The 22,586-nt window shown below is 68.8% G+C and carries 21 protein-coding genes; 15 read left to right on the top strand and 6 right to left on the bottom strand.

Annotation, left to right across the window (positions count from 1 at the left end; all coding sequences use genetic code 11):
• Positions 1-332: 332 nt before the first annotated feature.
• A complete protein-coding gene (locus tag CEG14_RS00650; protein ID WP_094824430.1) occupies positions 333-1,253 on the bottom strand; it encodes a DMT family transporter in 921 nt (306 codons plus the stop codon).
• Between the two features lie 155 nt (positions 1,254-1,408).
• Here CEG14_RS00650 and CEG14_RS00645 point away from each other — a divergent pair, with 155 nt between their 5' ends.
• Complete coding sequence (locus tag CEG14_RS00645) at positions 1,409-2,275, top strand: LysR family transcriptional regulator (protein ID WP_094824429.1); 867 nt, start codon at positions 1,409-1,411, stop codon at positions 2,273-2,275.
• A gap of 136 nt (positions 2,276-2,411) precedes the next feature.
• Here CEG14_RS00645 and CEG14_RS00640 read toward each other — a convergent pair whose 3' ends face one another.
• Positions 2,412-2,714, bottom strand: a complete 303-nt coding sequence (locus tag CEG14_RS00640; RefSeq protein WP_094824428.1) for a (2Fe-2S)-binding protein — start codon at positions 2,712-2,714, stop codon at positions 2,412-2,414.
• 225 nt (positions 2,715-2,939) lie between these two features.
• A complete protein-coding gene (rpoN, locus tag CEG14_RS00635; RefSeq protein ID WP_441299861.1) occupies positions 2,940-4,364 on the bottom strand; it encodes an RNA polymerase factor sigma-54 in 1,425 nt (474 codons plus the stop codon).
• 16 nt (positions 4,365-4,380) lie between these two features.
• Between rpoN and CEG14_RS00630 the strand changes: the two genes are divergently transcribed.
• Positions 4,381-5,004, top strand: a complete 624-nt coding sequence (locus tag CEG14_RS00630; protein WP_094824426.1) for a hypothetical protein — start codon at positions 4,381-4,383, stop codon at positions 5,002-5,004.
• Positions 5,005-5,622: 618 nt separating this feature from the next.
• Positions 5,623-7,329 (top strand): 2-isopropylmalate synthase, encoded by a 1,707-nt coding sequence (gene leuA, locus CEG14_RS00625; protein ID WP_094824425.1) that lies wholly within the window; start codon positions 5,623-5,625, stop codon positions 7,327-7,329.
• A 135-nt stretch (positions 7,330-7,464) separates the two neighbouring features.
• On the opposite strand, the gene CEG14_RS00620 is transcribed toward leuA, so the two are convergent.
• Positions 7,465-8,751 (bottom strand): amidase, encoded by a 1,287-nt coding sequence (locus CEG14_RS00620; protein WP_094824424.1) that lies wholly within the window; start codon positions 8,749-8,751, stop codon positions 7,465-7,467.
• Between the two features lie 446 nt (positions 8,752-9,197).
• Here CEG14_RS00620 and CEG14_RS00615 point away from each other — a divergent pair, with 446 nt between their 5' ends.
• From CEG14_RS00615 to CEG14_RS00570, 10 genes are all read left to right on the top strand, one after another.
• Positions 9,198-10,244, top strand: a complete 1,047-nt coding sequence (locus CEG14_RS00615; protein ID WP_094824423.1) for a LacI family DNA-binding transcriptional regulator — start codon at positions 9,198-9,200, stop codon at positions 10,242-10,244.
• Entirely contained in the window at positions 10,241-11,251 is a 1,011-nt protein-coding gene (locus CEG14_RS00610; protein WP_094824422.1) for an ABC transporter substrate-binding protein, read from the top strand. The genes CEG14_RS00615 and CEG14_RS00610 overlap by 4 nt, the downstream gene beginning before the upstream one ends.
• A 1-nt stretch (position 11,252) precedes the next feature.
• Positions 11,253-12,068, top strand: coding sequence for an ABC transporter permease (locus CEG14_RS00605; protein ID WP_094824421.1), 816 nt, complete (start codon positions 11,253-11,255; stop codon positions 12,066-12,068).
• 11 nt (positions 12,069-12,079) lie between these two features.
• Entirely contained in the window at positions 12,080-12,916 is an 837-nt protein-coding gene (locus CEG14_RS00600; RefSeq protein WP_094824420.1) for an ABC transporter permease, read from the top strand.
• Between the two features lies 1 nt (position 12,917).
• Positions 12,918-13,901 carry an ABC transporter ATP-binding protein gene (locus CEG14_RS00595; RefSeq protein ID WP_094824419.1) on the top strand — a complete coding sequence of 328 codons (984 nt, stop codon included), beginning with the start codon at positions 12,918-12,920 and terminating at the stop codon, positions 13,899-13,901.
• Positions 13,902-13,927: 26 nt separating this feature from the next.
• Positions 13,928-14,752: a phosphodiesterase gene (locus tag CEG14_RS00590; protein ID WP_094824418.1), complete on the top strand. Its 825-nt coding sequence runs from the start codon at positions 13,928-13,930 to the stop codon at positions 14,750-14,752.
• Positions 14,753-14,852: 100 nt separating this feature from the next.
• Positions 14,853-15,905 carry an ABC transporter ATP-binding protein gene (locus CEG14_RS00585; RefSeq protein ID WP_094825233.1) on the top strand — a complete coding sequence of 351 codons (1,053 nt, stop codon included), beginning with the start codon at positions 14,853-14,855 and terminating at the stop codon, positions 15,903-15,905.
• 47 nt (positions 15,906-15,952) lie between these two features.
• Positions 15,953-17,245: an ABC transporter substrate-binding protein gene (locus CEG14_RS00580; RefSeq protein WP_094824417.1), complete on the top strand. Its 1,293-nt coding sequence runs from the start codon at positions 15,953-15,955 to the stop codon at positions 17,243-17,245.
• A 13-nt stretch (positions 17,246-17,258) separates the two neighbouring features.
• Positions 17,259-18,134, top strand: coding sequence for a carbohydrate ABC transporter permease (locus CEG14_RS00575; protein ID WP_094824416.1), 876 nt, complete (start codon positions 17,259-17,261; stop codon positions 18,132-18,134).
• Positions 18,131-18,940: a carbohydrate ABC transporter permease gene (locus tag CEG14_RS00570; protein ID WP_094824415.1), complete on the top strand. Its 810-nt coding sequence runs from the start codon at positions 18,131-18,133 to the stop codon at positions 18,938-18,940. Before CEG14_RS00575 ends, CEG14_RS00570 begins: the two co-directional genes overlap by 4 nt.
• Before the next feature lie 63 nt (positions 18,941-19,003).
• Here the strand turns inward: CEG14_RS00570 and CEG14_RS00565 are convergent, their stop codons facing one another.
• Together CEG14_RS00565 and CEG14_RS00560 are read right to left on the bottom strand one after the other, a co-directional pair.
• On the bottom strand, positions 19,004-19,321 hold the full coding sequence (locus CEG14_RS00565) for a hypothetical protein (RefSeq protein ID WP_094824414.1): 318 nt from the start codon (positions 19,319-19,321) through the stop codon (positions 19,004-19,006).
• A gap of 190 nt (positions 19,322-19,511) precedes the next feature.
• A complete protein-coding gene (locus CEG14_RS00560; RefSeq protein WP_094824413.1) occupies positions 19,512-19,859 on the bottom strand; it encodes a DUF1840 domain-containing protein in 348 nt (115 codons plus the stop codon).
• A gap of 260 nt (positions 19,860-20,119) precedes the next feature.
• On the opposite strand from CEG14_RS00560, the gene argS reads away from it, so the two are divergent.
• The gene (gene argS / locus CEG14_RS00555) at positions 20,120-21,805 is read left to right on the top strand and encodes an arginine--tRNA ligase (protein ID WP_094824412.1); all 1,686 of its coding nucleotides are present in this window, start codon (positions 20,120-20,122) and stop codon (positions 21,803-21,805) included.
• 8 nt (positions 21,806-21,813) lie between these two features.
• Complete coding sequence (locus tag CEG14_RS00550) at positions 21,814-22,539, top strand: SPOR domain-containing protein (RefSeq protein ID WP_094824411.1); 726 nt, start codon at positions 21,814-21,816, stop codon at positions 22,537-22,539.
• The last annotated feature ends 47 nt before the right edge of the window (positions 22,540-22,586 follow it).

Here is a 22,586-nt window from a genome sequence, read left to right as displayed (position 1 = left end):
ACGCGTGAGAACTACGCATGCGGCTTGCGGCATGCGCAACCCCGGCAGACTACCACCGCCAAAGGGCCAAATGCCAGCGTTTGCGCGCATTTGGTAAACCGCTTTGCGACCGCTATCGGAAAGCGACAGGATAATGAGAATGAGTTTGCATGCGTGATGCAATGATTGATTGCGCACGCAATCATGCGGGCCTCACGCGCGCCGCCACGCCGATTGGCGCGCAGAAATCCGCGCGCCTCATGCCCGACGCCGCCTCGCGCGCAGCCAGAATCCGCTGCAATTGCGCGCAAACTTTTTTCGTTGGCGCGGGCCCACAGTCGGACGATCGGCGCTCAGGTGCGGCTGCGCGTGGCGAGCCAGATGCCGAGCGCGATCGGCACGATCCCGATCAGGTCGATCCAGCTCACCGGTTCGCGCAACACCAGCCAGCCGAACAGCAGCCCCAGCGGCGGCATCAGGAAGTGCAAGGCGCTGGCCGAGGTCGCGCTGCTGCGACCCAGGATGCGGAACCACAGGTAGTAGCTGCCCATCGACACCGCGACGATGGTGTAGGCCATGCTCAGCACGAGTGAGGTCGTGAGGCGCGCGTCGGCGATCGATTCGGTGGCCAGCGCAAACGGCAGCACCACCAGACAGCCCGCGATCGATTGCACGCCGGTCGCGGTCCAGAGATCCACACTCGGCCGCGCGCGCTTGTAGCAGAGCGTACCCAGCACCAGCGCCAGCAGGCCACCGCACACCATCAGCGTGCCGTGCAGGTCTTCGTGGCCGCCCTGCAGCCGGGACCGCAGCACGATGATCACGCCCAGCAGGCCCAGGCACAGTCCCGCCAGCTTGCGCAGCGTGAGCCGCTCGCCCAGCATCGGGCCGGCCAGGATGCCGATCAGCAAGGGGTTGGTGCTGATGAGCACGGCGGCGAAGGCCGACGACACCGTCGCCATGCCGCTCCAGCTCAGCCCGAGATAGATGCCGTTGTTGAGCGCGCCCAGGCCGGCCAGCACTGCGAGGTCGCGCCAGCGCGGCATGCGCCAGCGTCCCGCCAGCATCGCCACGCCCAGCATCAGCACCCCGGCGATCGCGAAGCGGATGCTCAGCAGCGTCAGGGGCGGGCAGTCGCGCAGCGCGATCTTGGCCGCGGCAAAGGCCGAGCTCCACAGCACGCAGAACAGCGCGATCAGGCCCCACGCCGTCGCGGCCTGGGGCGCGGCGGACACGGACGGGGCGGGAGCGGAAGACAGCGCGGGCGTTTTCATGAGCGGGGTCGGCAGAAGCACGCCGGCGCCATGGCCGCCGGAGCGCGGCCACGCCCGCAGGACGTGAAGGAAGGGCCATTCTGTGCCGCCCCCGATCCATTGACAAACGCTTTATTCCGATCAAAAGTATTTGAAAAATCGATGGATGATCGCGCATGGATCTCGACCTTCTGCACAGCTTTGTTTCGGTCGTCGACGCGGGCGGCTTCACCCGCGCCGGCGAACGCGTGCACCGCACCCAGTCCACCGTCAGCCAACAGATCCGCAAGCTCGAGCAAAACCTCGGCTGCGCCCTGTTCGTGCGCGACGGCCGCCAGGTGCGCCTCACCGAAGACGGGGAACGCCTGCTGGGCTACGCGCGCCGGATGCTGGCGCTATCCACCGAGATCCGGGTGGCGGTCAGCGGCCAGCAGCGCGCCGAAGTCGTGCGCCTGGGCGTGCCCGACGACTTCGCGGTCGCCGCCCTCACCAGCCAGGTGGCGGCGTTTGCCCGCGCGCATCCCGAGGCGCGCCTGAGCGTGCGCTGCGACCTCAGCGTGGCGCTGGCGCGCGCGCTGGATCGCGGCGACCTCGACGTGGCGCTGGTCAAGCGCGACCCGCAGGGCGGGCCGTGCGTGGCGGCGTGGCCCGAACGCCTGCACTGGATGCACGGCGAGCATGGCGCACACGCCGCGCTGGCCGATCCGGTGCCGCTGGTGGTGTTTCCGCAGGGCTGCCTGTATCGCAATCGCGCGATTCACGCGCTCGAATCGGCCGGCCTGCGCTGGCGCATCTGCTACGAGAGCCCCAACCTGCACGGCATCCAGGCGGCGCTGGAGGGCGGGATGGGCGTGGCCCTGCTGGAGGTGCGCTGCCAGACCGCGGGCCTGCGCCGCGACGAGCGGCTGCCCGCGCCGGCCCCCAGTGAACTGGCGCTATGCACCGGCCGCGAGGCCGGTCCGGCCGCCCTGGCGCTGGCGCAACGCATCCGCCAGTTCTGCGAGGACGACCTGGGCTGGACGCCCCTGCGGCAGGTTGCCTGAGCGCAGCGCGCACGGCCGCGCCTGCGCCCATGCCATCGAAATGGGGCGCGGAATTCAAAGGATTCGGGGAAGACGGCGGGGAGACGGCGGCGCCCGCGGCGCATCGATGGATGCGCAGCGACAGGGGCCAGGGGGCTCAGGCGGCGGCGACGAGCGGAACCGGGAACGGACGCAGCGGCGAATTGGCGGCCGGCTCGGCGGCGAGCGGCTCCGCATCGACCAAGGCGGACGGCGTGTTGACCGGCACCGCGAGCGAGCGCACGTCGCACACGCTGGACGCGCGGCCACCCGGCAGGTATTCCGTGGCCGTGGCGGCACAGCACCCGCAGCAGGATGCGACGCCCAGCTCGAATTGCAGATCGCCCAGGGTAGCGGCTCCGGAATCCACGCATGCGCGGATCTGGCGTTCGGTAACCGCGTTGCAGATACAAACGTACATGCGAATGATTATCGAAAATAAACGGCACGGACGCAAGCCCTTTGCGACGAAATAATTGCAACGGGTTTCGGCGCTATGTCCTTGAAAACAGGGACGAAAGTGCGCGGAAAGCCGGAGGGATGCGTCCCTCATCTCGTGCCCGCTATGCCCCCATTTGGTCGGATTCGGCGGCGATTTCGCGGCGGTGGCCGCCTGCCCACCGCCCGGACGCGGCGGCGCGCGCCCTCAGCGGGCCGACGCCTGGGCCTTGCGCACGGCCGCCGGGGCGATGCGCAGCGCCTCGCGATACTTGGCCACCGTGCGGCGCGCGATCACGATGCCCTGGTCGGCCAGGCGCTGCATGATCTGGCTGTCGGACAGCGGCTTGGCGCGATTCTCTTCCGCCACCATCTGGCGGATGTGGGCCTGCACCGCCGTGGCCGAGGCCGAATCGCCGCTCTCGGTGGCCAGCCCGCTGCCGAAGAAGCGCTTGAGTTCGAGGGTGCCGAACGGCGTGAGCATGAACTTCTGCGTGGTGGCGCGCGAAATCGTGGATTCGTGCAGCCCCAGTTCGCTGGCGATGTCTTTCAGGATCAGCGGACGCATCGCGGCCGGACCCTGGCTGAAGAAGGCCTCCTGGTGCACGACGATGGCCTGCGAGACGCGCAGGATGGTGTCGAAGCGCTGCTCGACATTGCGGATCATCCAGCGCGCCTGCTGCAGCTGGGCCTGCAGGCCGGCATGGCTGGCCTCGCGCTGATTGCCGAGCATCTGCGCGTACATGCTGTTGATCTGCAGCCGCGGCATGACCGCACTGTTGAGCACCACCTGCCAGCCGTTGCGGCCGCGCCGCACGATCACATCCGGAATGGCGTATTCGGCCGCCGGCACGGTCCAGGCGCGGCCCGGCCGCGGCTCGAGCCGCAGGATCAGCGCGTGCGCCGCGCGCAGCGTGGCATCGTCGATCTGCAGCGCCTCGCGCAGCCGTGCCGGGTTGCCGGCGGCCAGCAGGGCGAGGTGGTGCGCGCAGATGGCGCGGGCACAGGCCAGCACGGCCGGATTGGCGGCCTCCGGCATGCGCACGATATCGGGGTGGCGCAGCTGCAATTGCAGGCAATCCGCCATGTCGCGCGCGCCGATGCCCGGCGGGTCGAAGGATTGCAGCAGGGTGAGGGCGGCACGCAGTTCGTCTTCGTCGACCTCGAGTTCGGGCGGCAGCCAGCCCAGGATCTCGTCGAGCGGCGCATCGAGATAGCCGTTGTCGTCGAGCGCATCGATCAGCAGCGACACCAGCGCGGTGTCGCGCGGCTCGGCGCGCGTGAGGGCGAGCTGGGCCAGCAGGTGTTCGCGCAGGGTGTCGTCGCGCGCCTGCTGCGGCATCTCGCTGTCGTCGTCAGGGTAGACGCCGCCCGAGCCCGGCATCTCGTCGACGCGCAGCTCGGTGTCGGGCGCATCGTCGTTTTCGACGCTGGCCTCGCGTTGCGGATCGGCGGTTTCGGCCTGCGCAGCCGTATCTTCGTCGCGTTCCAGCAACGGATTTTCAGCCAAAGCCTGAGAAATCTCCGCCTCGAGCTCGAGCGACGACAGCTGCAGCAGCCGGATGGACTGCTGCAGTTGGGGGGTCAGCGTCAAATGCTGGCCCGGACGCAGTTCTAATGCGGGACGAGTCATAGGTACAATATTTTGCATGATGAATCCCACTTCGCCCGAACGCATTCGCCAGGACAGCCGTCTCATCGGCCAAACCTTGCTGAAACTTGCGGCCCCCCGCCTCACCGTCCGGGCGATCGTGATCGCCATCGCCGTGGTCATCTGGCTGCTCGCAGCCTCGTGGCTGCTGGCTTTCGGGCGGTCCCTGACCTTCGAAGGCCTGCACTCGCTGGGCGAGCAGACCGTCTCGCTCATCACCCGCTACAACCCGGCCTTCTGGTGGGGCGTGGTCGCGGTGTGGACGCTGATCGTGTTCTTCGCGCTGCGCTCGTGGCTCTACGCCGACATGGCCTCGACCCGTGCCCGCATGCTGCCGCCCGCCGTGCTGGCGCAGCTGCGCCCGCAACTGGCCGAGGAATCGGTGGCGGTGCTGCGCTGGTCGTGGGGCGAGCGTGACGAGCCCTTCACCGTTGGGGATCTGCAACGCGCCCATCGCGAACTGCGTCACAACCGGGTGGGCAAGCTCGCCGCCGTGGCCGAGCAGTCCGCGATCCTCGACACGCCGGTGCACGACGACGACGCCCCGCGCCGCGCGCGCGACGCCGATCGGGTGCGCCCGTCGGGCCGCTACGTCGAGCCGCACCTGGGGCCCGATCGCTGAGCCGCTCGCCCCGCGGCACCCGCGAAAGGCCGGCGCACGCCGGCTTTTTTTCGCCTGCTACCCGGCCCGCCGGGATCGGGCCGTGTCCCTGCCAGCGCTGACCCGGCGCTAAAAGCGCCGCCATCGCCGCCGAATCCGCCGCGATCGGCACGGTACGTCGCCGATTTTCCGGGGCACGGCACCCGCCCGGCGCGCCCGGCAGAATTGCGCGGCGCGGAAAAATGTGTTTGACTAGCGTCTATGGCCGCTCAACGCACCCGCCCCTCGCGCACTTTCGCGCAAACCCCCGAAGCCTTCCGCGCTTCGGCAGGTGGCCTGCGTTCGTCCTTCTCGGCCCTGCCGGCCCCCGCCGCCGCGCGCGCCCTATCGCTATCGCTACGCCTACCGATCGGTTGCCGGGCCTAGAGCCCCAGTGGTAGCTCGGCAGCCAGACGTTCGTCAATTTGCGTTCGTCTAGGTGTTTGCCACGCACTCCCCCGGCCCACCCGCGCCGACCCCACAAACCGCGTTAAAACTGAATCCGGCCTGCACCCTGGCCACCGCACGTCCGACCGCCATCCTGGTCGCCGCGCAAGGGAACGTTCCCGGGATTCACAAGATACCGACCGAGGTGTACTGATGATGCTCGCCAACCCCGCCACCAAATACGTACCGTTCAAGCCGTTCGCCCGTGATTTCTCCGAGCGCACCTGGCCCAGCCGCCGCATCGAGCAGCCGCCGATCTGGATGAGCACCGACCTGCGTGACGGCAACCAGGCCCTGATCGAGCCGATGAGCGTCGAGCGCAAGCTCCGCTTCTTCGAGCAGCTCGTGAAGATCGGCTTCAAGGAAATCGAGGTCGGCTTTCCCTCGGCGTCGCAGACCGACTTCGATTTCGTGCGCAAGCTCATCGAAGAAAAGCGCATCCCCGACGACGTCAAGATCATCGTGCTGACGCAGGCGCGCGAAGACCTGATCTCGCGCACCGCCGACGCCGCCGCGGGCGCCAGGCAGGCCATGATCCACCTCTACAACGCCGTTGCCCCCGCCTTCCGCAAGGTGGTGTTCAACATGTCGAAGGACGAGATCAAGAACATCGCCGTGACCGGCACGCAGCTGGTCAAGAAGCACATGGCGCGTCACCCCGAGGTGCAATGGAGCTACGAATACTCGCCCGAAGTGTTCTCGACCACCGAGCCGGAATTCGCGCTCGACGTCGCCAACGCCGTGGCGCGCGAGTGGGACGCCACGCCGGCCCGCAAGCTCACGCTCAACCTGCCGGCCACCATCGAGGCGACCACGCCCAACATGTACGCCGACCAGATCGAGTGGATGCACAACAACCTCGAGCGTCGTGACAGCATCATCCTGAGCGTGCACCCGCACAACGATCGCGGAACCGCCGTCGCGGCCGCCGAATTCGCCGTGATGGCCGGCGCCGACCGCATCGAAGGCTGCCTGTTCGGCAGCGGCGAGCGCACCGGCAACGTCGACCTCGTCACGCTCGCGCTCAATCTCTACACCCAGGGCATCCATCCGGGCCTGGACTTCTCCGACATCGACGAAGTGCGCCGCTGTGCCGAGTACTGCAACCAGTTGCCGGTACACCCGCGCCATCCCTATGCCGGCGACCTCGTCTTCACCGCGTTCTCGGGCTCGCACCAGGACGCCATCAAGAAGGGCTTCGCGCTGCAACAGGCCGATGCCGTATGGGAAGTGCCGTACCTCCCGATCGACCCGGCCGACCTCGGCCGCAGCTACGATGCCGTGATCCGCGTCAACAGCCAGTCGGGCAAGGGCGGCGTGTCGTACCTGCTCGAACAGGAACACGGCCTGGTGTTGCCGCGCCGCCTGCAGATCGAATTCAGCCGCGCCATCCAGCGCGTGACCGACGAGACCGGCCGCGAAGTCAACGCCGCCGACGTGCATTCGATCTTCCAGAGCGAATACCTCGACCAGAGCACCCCGTGGAAGCTGATCCGCCATCGCATCGACGGCGATCCCAGCGCCGGTGAAGGCAAGCAGTTCAGCATCCAGGCCGAGCTCGAATACAACGGCGAACGCCGCACCGTGACCGGCTCCGGCGACGGCGCGATCTCGGCCTTCGTGGCCTCCATCGGCGTGCCGGTGCGCATCATGGACTACCACGAGCACGCCATCGGCACCGGCACCGACACGCGCGCCGCCAGCTACGTCGAAATGCGCGTGGGCGATGCGCCCACCGGCTTCGGCGTGGGCATCGACCGCGACATCGTCACGGCCTCGTTCCGCGCCGTGCTGAGCGCGGTCAACCGGCACATCGCCGAGCACGGCGAGGTGCCGGTGGCCGAAGCCGAGGCAGCCTGATCATCACGCAAGAAGGCCGCGCCGCACGTACCGTGCGCGCGGCCGCGGCAAGCCCGGGCCCACGAGGCTGACCGGCGCGGCACCCGAAAAAAACCCGGCTATCGCCGGGTTTCGTTTTTGTGGCGGATGCCGGCCTCAGCCCTCGAGCAGCACCCGGTGCATCCAGCGGCCCACCGCCAGCAGCCGCTGGTCGTGGCCCGGCGCGCCCACCGCCTGCAGGCCCACCGGCAGGCCCTGGGGGCCGGTCGCGAACGGCAGATGCAGCGTCGGAAAGCCGAGCAGCGTCCAGACGCGGCAGAACAGGGGGTCGCCCGTGCCCTGGTCGAAGAAGGGCGCCTCGCCGGTGGTGCTGGGCACCAGCAGCACGTCGAATTCGTCGAACCAGCGCAGCGCCCGCTGGCGGGCGCTGGCCGCGCGCGCCAGCCGCTCTTCGTGCGCCACGGTCTCGATCTCCGCGCCCGCGTCCAGCATCGCGACGAGCCGTGTGCTGAGCTGGTTGCGCCGCGTGGTGCGCTCGAAGCTCAGTGCGCTGGCGGCCTCGTAGGCCATCACGTCGGAGTGCAGCTGGACCAGCGCGCAGTCTTCGGTGGGCAGGGCCGCTTCGCGCACGTCGGCGCCGGCGCGCGCCAGCACCAGCGCGGCCTGCTCGAAGGCGTCGCGGCTTTCGGTCTGCGCTAGGCGCCACTGAAAGGTGCGCAGCATGCCGACGCGTGGGCGCGCATCGTAATCGAGCTGGCGCAGGCGCGCGTCGCGCATCAGGACCGAGGCGAACAGGCCGATGTCGTCGATGCTGCGGGCGAAGCCGCCGATCGTGTCGAGCGATTCGGCGGTGGACTTGAGGCCGGCGCGCGCGATGCGGCCGGCCGTGGGCTTGAAGCCGACCACGCCGCAATACGCGGCCGGGCGGATGATGGAACCGGCGGTCTGGGTGCCCAGCGCGAGGGGGCACATCTCGTCGGCCACCGCGGCGGCCGAGCCGCTCGACGAGCCCCCGGGCGTGTAGGCGACGTTGCGCGGATTGCGCGTGGGGCCGGGCTGGTAGCCGGCGAATTCGGTGGTCACGGTCTTGCCCAGCACCACGCCGCCGGCCTCGCGGCACAGCGCGACGACGGCCGCGTCGGCCGCGGGCTGATGATCCTGGTAGACACCGGAGCCATAGCGCGTGGGCAGATCATGCGTGTCGAACATGTCTTTGATGCCCAGCGGCAAGCCGTGCAACACGCCGCGCACGGGGCCGTTGTCGAGCGCCTGCGCCTGCGCCAGGGCATGGGCGGGATCGAGCGTGGCCCAGGCCTGCACCTGCGGCTCGCGCTGTTCGATGCGCGCCAGGCAGGCCCGCACCATCTGCACCGCGGTGAGTTCGCGGCGATTGAGCCGGCGCGCCGCTTCGAGCGCGCCGAGTTGATTCAAGGCTATCGCCATCCCCAATGTTCCCCAGTTCAACGGCTGTACGTCTATCTTGGCGTATGTGTATTGCCGGGCGATGTTGCGGCCCGGAACGCGGACGTATCCAGGCCAGTGTAGAAGCAAGCGCGGGGGATATGCAAAGAACCGGAAGGCAGGTTGCGGGAAAACCCCGTGTTTGCTGGCTGCCGCAGACGCCGTTGCTGCGCCGCAGGCATGAGTTGCGTACGCAACCGACTCGCCGGTTCACCGATGAAACGCCGTTGAAACACGCCCCGGACATGCTGACGCGGCCGGATCGGATGCCGCGCTGCATCTACCGCAGCGCGTCACAAGATGCGGTGGGCAAGCCGCGCACTTTGCTCTAAGTTCGCCGCATGACATATCGCTGTCATGCAGCACTCCTAGAATGAAATCGTTTTCATGGAGCCAACCCGGCCCCTGATTCGCAGCCAAGGATTGCCGTGAGCCACAAAGCGCCGAGCCGGCCCTCGATCATCGAGATTGCACGCAAGGCGGGCGTATCGCCCGCCACGGTGTCGCGCGCGTTCAACCAGCCCGAGCTGCTGCGGCCCGAGACCCTGGCGCGCATCGAGGCCGTGGCCCAGCGCAGCGGCTTCCGGCCCAATCGCGTGGGCCGGTCGCTGCGCAACGGCAGCACCCGCACCATCGGCCTGATGCTGCCCACCCTCACCAATCCGGTGTTCGCCGACTGCTTCGAAGGCGCGGAGCAATTCGCGCGCGAGGCCGGCTACAGCGTGATGATGGCCACCACCGGCTACCAGCCCGAAATCGAGGAACGCGTGGTGCGCGAGCTGATCGACCACCAGGTGGATGGACTGATCCTCACGGTGGGCAATCCGGCCGACAACGCCACGCTCGCCTTCCTGCAGCACACCGGCATGCCGCATGTGCTGGCCTATAACGAATCGGCCGACCATCCCTTCGTGTCGGTGGACAATCGCGCCGCGGCGCGCGAGATGGTGCAGCGGCTGGCCGACCTCGGCCACCAGCGCATCGCACTGGTCACCGGCCCGCTGGCCGCCTCCGACCGGGCCCGCCGCCGCCTCGAAGGCGCACGGGCCTGTGCGCGCAAGCTGGGCCTGCCGGCGATCGGCCACCTCGCCATGCCGGCCCATACCGAATCCGACCTCACGGTGCTGCGCATGGCGCTCACGCGCAAGGATGCGCCCACCGCGCTGTTCTGCTCCAACGATCTGCTGGCCAGCTCGGTGCTGTCGCAGCTCGCCGGCCTCGGCGTGCGCGTGCCGCAGGACATCTCGGTGTGCGGCTTTGACGGCGTGGCCATCGGCGCGCTGATGATGCCGCCGCTCACCACCGTGGCGCAGCCGAGCCGCGACATCGGCGCGCAGGCCTGCGCGCGGCTGCTGGACTTCATGCAGCACGACACCCCTCTCGAATCGGTGCGCCTGGCGCACCGTGTTTTCCCCGGCGGCACGGTTGCTGCCGCTCCCGCCAAACCGTCCTCCGTCAGGATCCCGCAAGCATGAAACGATTCCTCCAGAACCTCACGCGCGCCACCTTGGCCGTGCTCGCGCTGGGCGCCGGCGCCGCCCAGGCGCAATCCGCCATCTGCTACAACTGCCCGCCCGAATGGGCCGACTGGGCCACGCAGATCAAAGCCATCAAGCAGGCCACCGGCATCACCGTGCCGGGCGACAACAAGAACTCCGGCCAGGCCCTGGCCTCGCTGGCCGCCGAGCGCGCCAACCCGGTGGCCGACGTCGTGTACTACGGCGTGACCTTCGGCATCCAGGCCGACAAGGACAACCTGATCCAGGCCTACAAGCCCGCCAACTGGGACAAGATTCCCGACGGCATGAAGGATCCCAACGGCAAGTGGTTCGCCATCCATTCGGGCACGCTGGGCTTCATGGTCAACGTCGACGCGCTGCGCGGCAAGCCGGTGCCGCAATCGTGGAACGACCTGCTCAAGCCCGAGTACCGCGGCATGGTCGGCTATCTGGATCCGGCCTCGGCCTTCGTGGGCTATGTCGGTGCCGTGGCGATGAACCGCGCGCTCGGCGGCACGCTCGACAACTTCGATCCGGCCATCGGCTGGTTCAAGAAGATGCAGGCCAACAAGCCCATCGTGCCCAAGCAGACCGCCTATGCGCGCGTGCTGTCCGGCGAGATCCCGATCCTGATCGACTACGACTTCAATGCCTATCGCGCGAAGTACAAGGACGAGGCCAACGTGGCCTTCGTGATCCCGCAGGAGGGCACCATCGCCGTGCCCTACACCATGAGCCTGGTGGCGAACGCCCCGCACGCCGACAACGGTCGCAAGGTGCTGGACTTCACGCTGTCCGACGCCGGCCAGGCGATCTGGGCCAACGCGTTCCTGCGCCCGGTCCGCGCCGAGACGATCTCGGCCGAGGCGCAGAAGAAGTTCCTGCCGGCGGCCGACTACGCCCGTGCCGGCACGGTGGACTACGCTCAGATGGCCGCCGCGCAGCGCGGCTTCTCCGAGCGCTACAGCAAAGAGGTGAACTGAGATGGCGCGCCGCGGATGGCTTTGGTTCGCCGCGCCGGCCGCGGCGCTGTTTCTCGCGTTCTGGCTGCTGCCCATGGCGGCGCTCGCCCTGACCGGGGCGCGCACCGCCGAGGGCCACTCGGCCTACGTCACCGTGCTCACCAGCGTGCAGTACTGGCGCAGCCTGGGCAACACGGTGGCGCTGTCGCTCGCCGCCACGCTCGCCACGCTGCTGGTCGCGCTGCCGGTGGGCCGCTTCCTGGCCTGGCATCGTGAATTTCCGGGCCGCCGCGCGCTGGTCGCGCTGCTGATGTTCCCGCTCGCGTTTCCCGGCGTGGTGGTGGGTTTCCTCATCATCCTGCTGGCCGGGCGCCAGGGCGTGGCCGCCGCGATCTCCGAATGGCTGGGCGCCGAGCCCGTGGTGTTCGCCTATGGCATGGGCGGGCTGTTTCTCGGCTACCTGTATTTCTCGCTGCCGCGCACGATCGGCATGATCTCGGCCGCCGCCGAGCAGATCGACACCAGCCTGCTGGAAGCCGCGCGCACGCTGGGCGCCTCGGGCTGGCGCCGCTTCGCGGACATCGAGCTGCCGGCGTTGATGCCGGCGCTGCTGGGCGCGGGCGCGATGAGCTTCGCCACCAGCATGGGCGCGTTCGGCACGGCGTTCACGCTGGCCACGCAGATCGACGTGCTGCCGATCACCATCTACAACGAATTCACCAACTACGCCAACATCCCGGTGGCCGCCGCACTGTCGATCGTGCTGGGCCTGGTCACCTGGGCCGTGCTCTACGTGGCGCACAGCGTCGCGGGCACGCGTGCCGGCGCCGCCGCCTGAGGCCTCGCGTCATGACCCAACTCCATTCACGCACCGACATGCGCCTGGGCCTGGCCGCCACGCTCGCCGTGGCCGCCTTTCTCATCGGCCCGGTCGTGCTGTCGATCCTGGCGGGCCTGACCCGCAACTACTTCGTCGGCCTGTCCAGCGGCTTCACGCTGCGCTGGATCGAGCAGGTCTGGGAGCTCTACGCCGACACCATCTGGCGCTCGTTCGCCGTCGCCTTGCTCACCCTGGCCGTCTGTGTGCTGGTGGGCGTGCCGGCGGCGTGGGTCCTCACGCTGCACCGCGGCCGCGCCGCGCGCGCGCTCGAAGAGCTGCTGACGCTGCCCGTGGCGGTGCCGGGCCTGGCCTCGGCGCTCGCGCTGATCATCTCGTGGGGCACGGTCTCGGGCCTGCGCGGCAGCCTCTGGTTCATCGTGATCGGCCACGTGCTGTTCACGCTGCCCTTCATGGTGCGCGCCGCGCGCGCCAGCATGGCGGGCGCGGACCTGGCGGTGCTCGACGAGGCCGCCGCCACGCTGGGCGCGGGCCGGATGCGGCGCTTCCTCACCGTGGTGGTGCCCAATGCCACGCCCGGCATCGTTACCGGCGCGCTCACGGTGCTGACGCTGTCGATCGGCGAATTCAACCTCACTTGGCTGCTGCACACGCCGCTCACCAAGACCCTGCCCGTCGGCCTGGCCGACAGCTATGCCTCGATGCGGCTCGAAGTCGCGTCGGCCTACACCCTGGTCTTCCTGCTCATGCTGATGCCGCTGCTGGTGGGCCTGCAATGGCTGGCCGCGCGCGGTGAACGCCGGGCCCGCGCGCAGCAGCGCCAGGCCGCCCAGAACCAAGGACACTGACATGAAAGCCCCCGTTTCCATCACCCTGAGCCAGTGCGGCAAGACCTGGCCCGACGGCACCCGCGCGCTGCAACCGCTGGACCTGCACATCCCCGGCGGCGAGATCCTCGCGCTGCTCGGCCCCTCCGGCTGCGGCAAGACCACGCTGCTGCGCCTGATCTGCGGGCTGGAGCAGGCCGATGCCGGCGCCACCATCCGCTACGGCGACGAGGACGTCACCGCGCTCGCGCCGGAGGCGCGCGGCGTGGGCGTGGTGTTCCAGAGCTATGCGCTGTTTCCCAACATGAGCGTGCAGGACAACGTGGCCTACGGCCTGCGCGTGCGCGGCCAGGATGCCGCCACGCGCAACCGGCGCGCGCTCGAGATGCTGGAGCTGGTGCGCATGGACGCGTTCGCGACGCGCCGCGTCAGCCAGCTCTCGGGCGGCCAGCGCCAGCGCGTGGCGCTGGCGCGCGCCCTCGCCATCGAGCCGCGCGTGCTGCTGCTCGACGAGCCGCTCACCGCGCTCGACGCCAAGCTGCGCGAGCACCTGCGGGTGGAGCTGTCACAGATGCTGCGCCAGCTCGGCATCACCACCATCATCGTCACCCACGACCAGGACGAGGCCATGATGCTGGGCGACCGCATCGCGGTGATGTCGGCGGGCCGGCTGGAGCAGATCGGCGACGCCGAGACGCTCTACCGCCAGCCCGAGACCGAGTTCGTGGGCGAGTTCCTCGGCACGCTGTGCAAGGTGCGCGGCGCGACGCGCGCCGGCCTGCTCTTGCCCGGCGGCGACGAACTGCGCTTTCGTCCGCACCACGTCGCGCTCGGCGAGCCGCAGGCCGGCGCCGCGCCCGCCGAGGTGCTGGCGCGCTTCTTCCTGGGCGGCTCGGTGCGCTACGAGATCGGCCTGGCCGACGGCCAGCGCCTGAGCGCCATCGCCAGTCCCGACAGCCCCTTCCAACGCGGCCAGCACGTCAGCGTGACGCTGGCCGGCCACTGAACATTCCCCTGCGCACGCCATCCACCATGTTCATCGCACAAATCACCGATCTGCACATCCGCATGCCCGGCCAGAAGGCCTATCGCGTGGTCGAGACCGATCAGTACCTGCCGCCCGCCGTGGTCGCGCTCAACGCGCTCGACCCGGTGCCGGACCTGGTGATGATCAGCGGCGACCTGACCGACTTCGGCCGGCCGCAGGAATACGCCCATCTGCGCGCCATGCTCGAACACCTGCGCATGCCGTACTTCCTGCTGCCCGGCAATCACGACGCGCGCGAAGGCCTGCGCGATGCCTTCCCGGATCACGCCTACCTGGCCGAGGCCGGGGAGTTCCTGCAATACACCATCGAAGACCGGCCGCTGCGCATCATCGTGCTCGACACCGTGGTGCCGCTGCAGAGCCACGGGTCGTTGTGCGCGCAACGGCTCGGCTGGCTGGCCGACCGCCTGGCCGAGCAGCCCGGCCGTCCGACCGTGATCGTGATGCACCATCCGCCGTTCGCCACCGGCATCGACCACATGGACGCGATCGGCCTGCTGGCGGGCGCGCCCGAGCTCGAAGCGTTGGTTTCGCGCCACGACAACATCGAGCGCATCATGTGCGGCCATTTGCACCGCACCATCTACCGCCGTTTCGGCGGCACCATCGCCTCGACCTGCCCGAGCCCGGCCCACCAGGTCGCGCTCGACCTGCGGCCCGGCGGCCCGTCGGCCTTCGTCATGGAGCCGCCGGCCTTCCACGTGCACCACTACCTCGACGGCGTGCTGAACACGCATCACGCCTATATCGGGGAATACCCTGGTCCGTATCCGTTTCACGAAGAAGGCGGCGGCCTTATCGACGAGTGAGGTCTCGGCCTGCAACGCCTGCGTCATGTTTGCAGCGCAGAATGAAAAGGATTTCATTTGCCGCCAGAATGGCAAATCCGCGTCAGAAAAAGAAAAGCACATGTCCACGCTCGTCCTAGACAACCTGACCAAGCAGTATGGCGATGCCGCCGCCATACAGGGCGTGAGCTTCTCCGCGCCCGCGGGAAGCTTCACCGTCTTGCTCGGCCCGTCCGGCTGCGGCAAGTCCACCACGCTGCGCATGATCGCGGGCCTGGACACGCCCACCGGCGGCCGCATCCTGATCGGCGACCAGGACGTCACCGCGCTGCCGCCGTCCAAGCGCCGCATCTCGATGGTGTTCCAGTCGTACGCGCTGTTCCCGCACCTGTCGGTGCGCGAGAACATCCTGTTCGGCCTGAAGGTGCGCAAGGAGCCCGCGCGCGACCACGACCGGCGCCTGAACCGCGTGGCCAGCCTGCTGGGCCTGTCGGCGCTGCTGGATCGCAAGCCCTCGCAACTGTCGGGCGGCCAGCAGCAGCGCGTGGCGCTCGGCCGCGCCATCATTTCCGATGCGCCGGTCTGCCTGATGGATGAGCCGCTGTCCAACCTCGATGCGCAGCTGCGCCACGAGATGCGCCGCGAGATCCGCGCGATCCAGCGCGAGCTCGGCATCACCATGGTGTACGTCACCCACGACCAGACCGAGGCCATGAGCATGGCCGACCAGGTCGTGCTGCTGCGCGGCGGCCGCATCGAGCAGCTCGCGAGCCCCGATCTGTTGTACGCGCAACCGGCTACCGAATTCGCCGCGCGCTTCATCGGCACGCCGCCGATGAATCTGATCAAGCTCGACGACCTGCACGGCCAGCGCGTGATCGCCGGCACGCACGGCGCCGCCATCGCCCAGGCGCCGGCCCACGCCGCCACGCTGGGCGTGCGCCCGGAGCACATCACGATCTCCGCCGACGGCCACGCGGCCGAGGTGGAGAGCGTCGAGTACTTCGGCGCCGACTCGATCGCGGTCTGCCGCATCGGCTCGGCCGGCGGCATCGCGGTGCGCGTCAACGGCCACCTGCGCGCCGAGCCCGGCATGCGCGTGGGCCTGGCCTGGCCCGCCGACAGACAGCATTTCTTCGCCGCGGATCAAGCGGCAATCCGCCAACCGGCCTGAGCCGGCGGGCATCCTGCGCAACACCGCACCTCACTAGGACCGCTCACATGCGACGCACCGTTCTCAAAACCCTGGTTGCCGGCGTGGCCGGCGCGCTCTTCACGCTGCCCGCGCTCGCGCAGAAGCCCGTGGAGGTCGAGTTCTACTACCCCGTCGCCGTGGGTGGCCCGATCACCAAGATCGTCGACGACATGGTCGCCGACTTCCAGAAGGAAAACCCCGGCATCAGGATCAAGCCGATCTATGCCGGCTCCTACCAGGACTCGATCGCCAAGGCGCTGACCGCGCTCAAGGGCGGCACGCCGCCGCAGCTGGCCGTGCTGCTGTCGACCGACATGTTCACGCTGATCGACGAAGACGCGATCGTGCCGATCGACGGCCTGGCCAAGAGCGACGCCGACAAGAAATGGCTGGGCGGCTTCTACGACGCCTTCATGCAGAACAGCCGCACCGGCGGTCACGTCTGGGGCGTGCCGTTCCAGCGTTCGACCATCGTGATGTACTACAACAAGGACCTGTTCAAGCAGGCCGGCCTGGATCCCGAGCGCGCGCCGGGCACGTGGGCCGAGCTGGTCGAGGCCGCCAAGAAGCTCACCAGGAAAGACGCCGCCGGCAACGTGACCCAATGGGGCGTCGAGATCCCGTCGGGCGGCGCGTTTGCCTACTGGCTGTTCCAGGCGCTCACCACGCCCAACAACGCCATCCTGATGAACGAGGCCGGCAACCAGACCTACCTCGACAAGCCCGAGGTGATCGAGGCCGCGCAATACTGGCACGACCTGTCGGCCAAGCACGGCGTGATGCCCAAGGGCACGATCGACTGGGGCACCACGCCCAAGGACTTCCTCGAGAAGAAGGCCGCCATCATCTGGACCACCACCGGCAACCTGACCAACATCCGCAAGAACGCCGACTTCCCGTTCGGCGTGGCGATGATGCCCAAGCAGAAGCGCGGCGGCAGCCCGACCGGCGGCGGCAACTTCTATATCTTCAAGAGCGGCACCCCCGAGCAGCAGCAGGCCGCGCTGAAGTTCGCGCAATGGGCCACCACGCCCGAGCGCGCCGCCGACTGGAGCATCGCCACGGGCTACGTGGCGGTGACGCCGGCGGCCTGGGAAACCGACAAGATGAAGAAGTACGCGCAGGAAGTGCCGGCCGCCGCCGTGGCGCGCGACCAGCTCGACGTGAGCGTGGCCGAGTTCTCGACCCACGAGAACCAGCGCGTGACCAAGGTGCTGAACGACGCGCTGCAGGCCATCCTGACCGACGCGAAGCCGGCCAAGCAGGCGCTGACCGACGCACAGCGCGAGTCCGAACGCATCCTGCGTTCGTACAAGTAAGCGCGGCAGCACGATGCATCGCACCCGTCAGGCGATCTACGGCTGGCTGCTCCTGCTGCCAGCCGTCGTGCTGCTCGCCGCCTTCACGCACTATCCGGCGCTGGCCACCCTGTGGCACAGCTTCTTCACGACACCGAAGGGCAAGCGCCCGGCGGTGTTCGTGGGGCTGGAGAACTACGCCGTGATGCGCGACGACCCGGTGTTCTGGCAATCGCTCTGGAACAACCTGTGGTTCGCGCTCGGCACCATCCCGACCTCGATCGCCATCGCGCTGGTCATGGCGCTGTGGGTCAACCGCAAGCTGGCCGGCCGCGGCTTTTTGCGCCTGGCCTACTTCACGCCCACGGTGCTGCCGATGGTGGCCGTGGCCAACATCTGGCTCTTCTTCTACACCCCGCAATACGGCCTGATCGCGCAGGTGATGCAGGCCTTCGGCATGCCCGGCCCCAACTGGCTCGGCAGCCGCGACACGGCCCTGCCGGCGCTGATGCTGGTGACGGTGTGGAAGGAATCCGGCTTCTTCATGATCTTCTACCTGGCCGCGCTGCAGACCGTCTCGCCCTCGCTGCGCGAAGCGGCGATGCTGGAGGGCGCGTCGCGCTGGCAGTATTTCCGCCGGGTGCTGTGGCCGCTCCTGATGCCGACCACGCTGTTCGTGCTGGTCAACGCGCTGATCAACGCCTTCCGCCTGGTCGACCATGTGGTGGTGATGACCCGCGGCGGCCCCGACAACGCCAGCACGCTGCTGCTCTACTACATCTACCAGGTGGGCTTCAGCTTCTGGGACACGGCCTATGCCGCGACGCTGACCGTGGTGCTGCTGGTGCTGCTGGCCGTGACGGCGCTGGTCAAGTTCCGCGTACTGGACCGCAGGACGCACTACCAATGAACACCAAAACCGACCTGCTCGATACCCTGGGCGCGTGGGTCCTGGGGCTGCTCTGGATCCTGCCGCTGGCCTACGCGGTGTGGGCCGCGTTCCACCCGCCGGCCTACGCCACGCGCTTCGATCTGTTCTCGCCGCTCACGCTCGAGAACTTCGTGCGCGCCTGGCAGTCCGCGCCGTTTCCGCGCTACTTCCTCAACACCTTCCTGCTGGTGACGATGGTGCTGGCGGCCCAGCTCGTGCTGTCGACGCTGGCCGGCTACGCCTTCGCCCGCTTCGAGTTCCGCGGCCGCGACTTCGTGTTCATGCTGGTGCTGCTGCAGCTGATGATCATGCCCGACGTGCTGCTGGTGGAAAACTACCGCACGATGAGCCTGCTGGGGATCCGCGACACGGTGTTCGCCGTCGGGCTGCCGTACTTCGCCTCGGCCTTCGGCATCTTCCTGCTGCGCCAGACCTTCAAGACCGTGCCGCGCGAGCTGGAGGAGGCGGCGCGCGTCGAGGGCGCGAGCGAATGGCAGATCCTGATGAAGGTGTACGTGCCGCTGGCCAAGCCGATCTACGTCGCCTACGGGCTGGTGTCGGTGAGCCACCACTGGAACAACTTCCTGTGGCCGCTCATCATCACCAATTCGGTGGAGTCGCGCCCCCTCACGGTGGGTCTGCAGGTGTTCTCGTCCACCGACCAGGGCATCGACTGGTCGGTGATCACGGCGGCGACGCTGCTGTCGGCCGCGCCGCTGCTGATCGCCTTCCTGCTGTTCCAGCGCCAGTTCGTGCAGTCGTTCATGCGCGCCGGCATCCGCTGAACCCGGCCGCGCGCAAAAAAAAGGGTTGCCCGCGGGCAACCCTTTTTGCGTCCGGCGCCGGCCTCAGTAGCCCACGGTGAGGCCGGGCAGGTCGATCGTGATGCGCGGACGGCCCAGGGCCAGGGCGGCCTGCTGCGCGAATTCGCGGCTTTCCTTCTCGTCGCCCGACAGGGTGTCGTAGCCCAGCGCGTCGGCCACGCCCATGATCTTGTCGAGCAGCAGCACCTTGCCGCTGGGCCGCAACGGCTCGCAGCCCAGCATTTCCCAGGCGCTGTCGAACCAGTCGCGCGCGGCGTCGGCGGCCTGCGGCGAGGTCGTCACCTCGACGGTGAAATCGAGCTTGTGACGGGAATCGAAAATGACGGTGACGTCGCTGCGCATGGGGGAGGTCTCCTGGGTGGCCGTGATGCGGCGTGCAATCCGGGCAAACCGAGCGCTGAATCCGGACGGGCAACGGGAATGGCCATCCGCGCGGTCGGGCAAAGAAAGCGGCGCCGGCGCGGCAGTATGCCGCAATCCGGCGCCCTCGACTGTCAGGCCTGCGACATTGGCGCAGGCGGGGCCCGGCGGATCACCAGCCGCGGCTCAGTTCCCAGGTCAGGTCGGCGTTGCCCTCGAGCGACTGCTTCATCATGTCGATGAGCGGGAAGGCGCGCTGCGACAGGCCCACGGGGCGGTCGACCGGATGAACGGGTTCCTTGTCGGGGTTTTCCTCGTCTTCGGCGGTGTGGCTGCCGCCGTCGGCACGCACGGCGGCTTCGAGGCCGGCAATGGCCACTTTGAGCTGGTCGGGCGTGAACACGCCGCGCTCGGGGATGGTGCCGCTGATCTGCTTGCCGGCCGCCTTGAGCAGGGGCAGGGCGTCTTCGGAACGCATCAACACTTCGGGCGCAGCTTTGGAGTGAAAGGTGATCAGCATCTTATGGTCTCCGTTCGGGGAAGATTTCATACACTACCCCAAGCGGGAAGGCCTGCCAACCGAGCCGCCTTGCGGCCTTGTTGCAGGGGAAACCAGCCATTTCACGCTATGATCTAGGCATCTCCCAGACCGCCGGGCCCGCCCGTGGCGCCATCCCGCGCCCCGCCCATCGGCCGCGGCGCCAACCCGGCCCGGCCAACCGGCTTCCGGCAGCCCCGGCGCCCCGCGCAGCCGGCTGCCGCCACTAACGACGACAGCACATGCTCCCCGAGCAACAGAAACAACTGATTTCACTGATCCAGGCCGCCGTTGCGCAGAGCCTGCCCGACGCCACGCCCAACATCCAGCTCGAGCGTCCGAAAGTCGCCGCGCACGGCGACTTCGCCACCAACGTGGCCATGCAACTGGCCAAGCCGGCCAAGCGCAATCCGCGCGAGCTGGCCCAGGCCATCGTCGACGCGCTGGCCGCCGATCCCGCCGCCCGCGGTCTGATCGACGCCGCCGAGATCGCCGGCCCCGGCTTCATCAACCTGCGCGTCACGCCGGCCGCGCGCCAGGCCGTGATCGCCGCCATCGACGCCCAGGGCGCCGAGTTCGGCCGCGCCGCCCGCAACGGCGAGAAGGTGCTGGTCGAGTTCGTGTCGGCCAACCCCACCGGCCCGCTGCACGTGGGCCACGCCCGCCAGGCCGCGCTGGGCGACTCGATCTGCCGTCTCTACGACGCCACCGGCTGCGACGTGACGCGCGAGTTCTACTACAACGACGCCGGCAACCAGATCGACAACCTCGCCATCAGCGTGCAGGCCCGTGCGCGCGGCCAGGGCCCCGACAGCCCCGAGTGGCCCGCCGACGGCTACAAGGGCGACTACATCGTCGACATCGCCAACGATTTCAAGGCCGGCAAGTCGGTGCAGGCCTCCGACGGCGAGCCGGTGCAGGCCAGCGGCAACGTCGACAGCCTCGAAGACATCCGCCAGTTCGCGGTGGCCTACCTGCGCCGCGAGCAGGATCTCGACCTGCAGGCCTTCGGCCTGAAGTTCGACAACTTCTTCCTCGAGAGCTCGCTGTATTCGTCGGGCCGCGTCGAACAGACCGTGCAGGCGCTGATCGCCAAGGGCCACACCTACGAGCAGGACGGCGCGCTGTGGCTGCGCACCACCGAGCTCGGCACCGGCGACGACAAAGACCGCGTCATGCGCAAGAGCGAAGGCGGCTACACCTACTTCGTGCCCGACGTGGCCTATCACAAGGCCAAGTGGGAGCGCGGCTTCCACCAGGCCGTGAACATCCAGGGCAGCGACCACCACGGCACCGTGGCGCGCGTGCGCGCCGGCCTGCAGGGCCTGGAAGAGGGCATCCCGAAGGATTTTCCCGCCTACGTGCTGCACAAGATGGTCAAGGTGATGCGGGGCGGCGAAGAGGTGAAGATCTCCAAGCGCGCCGGCAGCTACGTCACCATGCGCGACCTGATCGACTGGGTCGGCCGCGATGCGGTGCGCTACTTCCTGATCCAGCGCCGCGCCGACACGGAATTCGTGTTCGACATCGACCTGGCCCTGTCCAAGAGCGACGAGAACCCGGTCTTCTACATCCAGTATGCGCACGCCCGCATCTGCACGATGATCGCCAACGCCGCGATGGACGAGGCCGCCGTGGCCGCCGCCGACACCGCGCTGCTGACGGCGCCGTCGGAGTTCGCGCTGCTGCAACGCCTGGCCGAGTTCCCGCAGGTGATCAAGCTCGCCGCCCAGGAACTGGCCCCGCACCATATCGCCTTCTGGCTGCGCGATTGCGCCGCCGACTTCCACGGCTGGTATAACGCGGAACGTGTGTTGATCGACGACGAGGCGCTCAAGCTCGCGCGCCTGCGTCTGGCGGCCGCCACCCGTCAGGTCCTGGCCAATGGCCTGGCCCTGCTGGGCCTGAGCGCGCCGCAACGGATGTAAAAGGATTCATGGCGACCAAACGCAAGACCAGCAAGCGCTCCAGCCAAGGCGGCAGCACCCTGTATGGCGTCCTGGCCGGACTGTTGATCGGTCTGGTCGTGGCGGCCGCGGTGGCGTTCTACGTCACCAAGGCACCGATGCCGTTCGTCGACCGCGCCTCGCGCGGCACGCCGGACAACACCAAGCAGCCCGACCCGCGCAACGCGCCCGATCCCAACCAGGGCCTGTACGGCCGCGACGGCCCGGCCGGCACCGCGCCCACGGGCCCGACCGCGACCTCGCCCGCGCCGCTGCCCGACACGCCGGACACGCCGCGCACCGGCCCGATCGACGACCTCGGCGCGCTGATCGCCACGCTGCCCGGCAGCACCCAGGCGCCGGCCCAGCCGGCCCCGGCGGCGCCCGGCACCGGCACCTCGCTGTCCGGCGCCGACAAACCGGCCGCCAAGCCGGCGCCGAACAAGCCGGCGGCGGTGGCCAGCGCCGCCCCGTCGGCCTCCGGCTCCGGCACGTATTTCCTGCAGGCGGGCGCCTATCGCAAGACGGAAGACGCCGATGCGCTCAAGGCCCGCATCCTGATGCTCGGGCTGCCGGTCAACGTGACCAAGGCCGAGGTCAATGGCGTGCAGGTCAACCGGGTCCGCGTCGGTCCGTTCGCCAAGCTCGACGACATGAACCGGGCGCGCAGCCGCCTGGGTGAAAATAAAATCGAATCCGCCGTGGTGCGGCAGTAGGGCGGGCGGGCCGGATTGAACTTCCGGCCCGGTCCGCTGGTCAGTCA

The sequence above is a fragment of the Bordetella genomosp. 1 genome, from assembly GCF_002261335.1.
GTDB lineage: Bacteria > Pseudomonadota > Gammaproteobacteria > Burkholderiales > Burkholderiaceae_B > Bordetella.
Note: the sequence above shows the minus strand (reverse complement) of the source record. Positions and strands in the feature narration are given on the sequence as shown.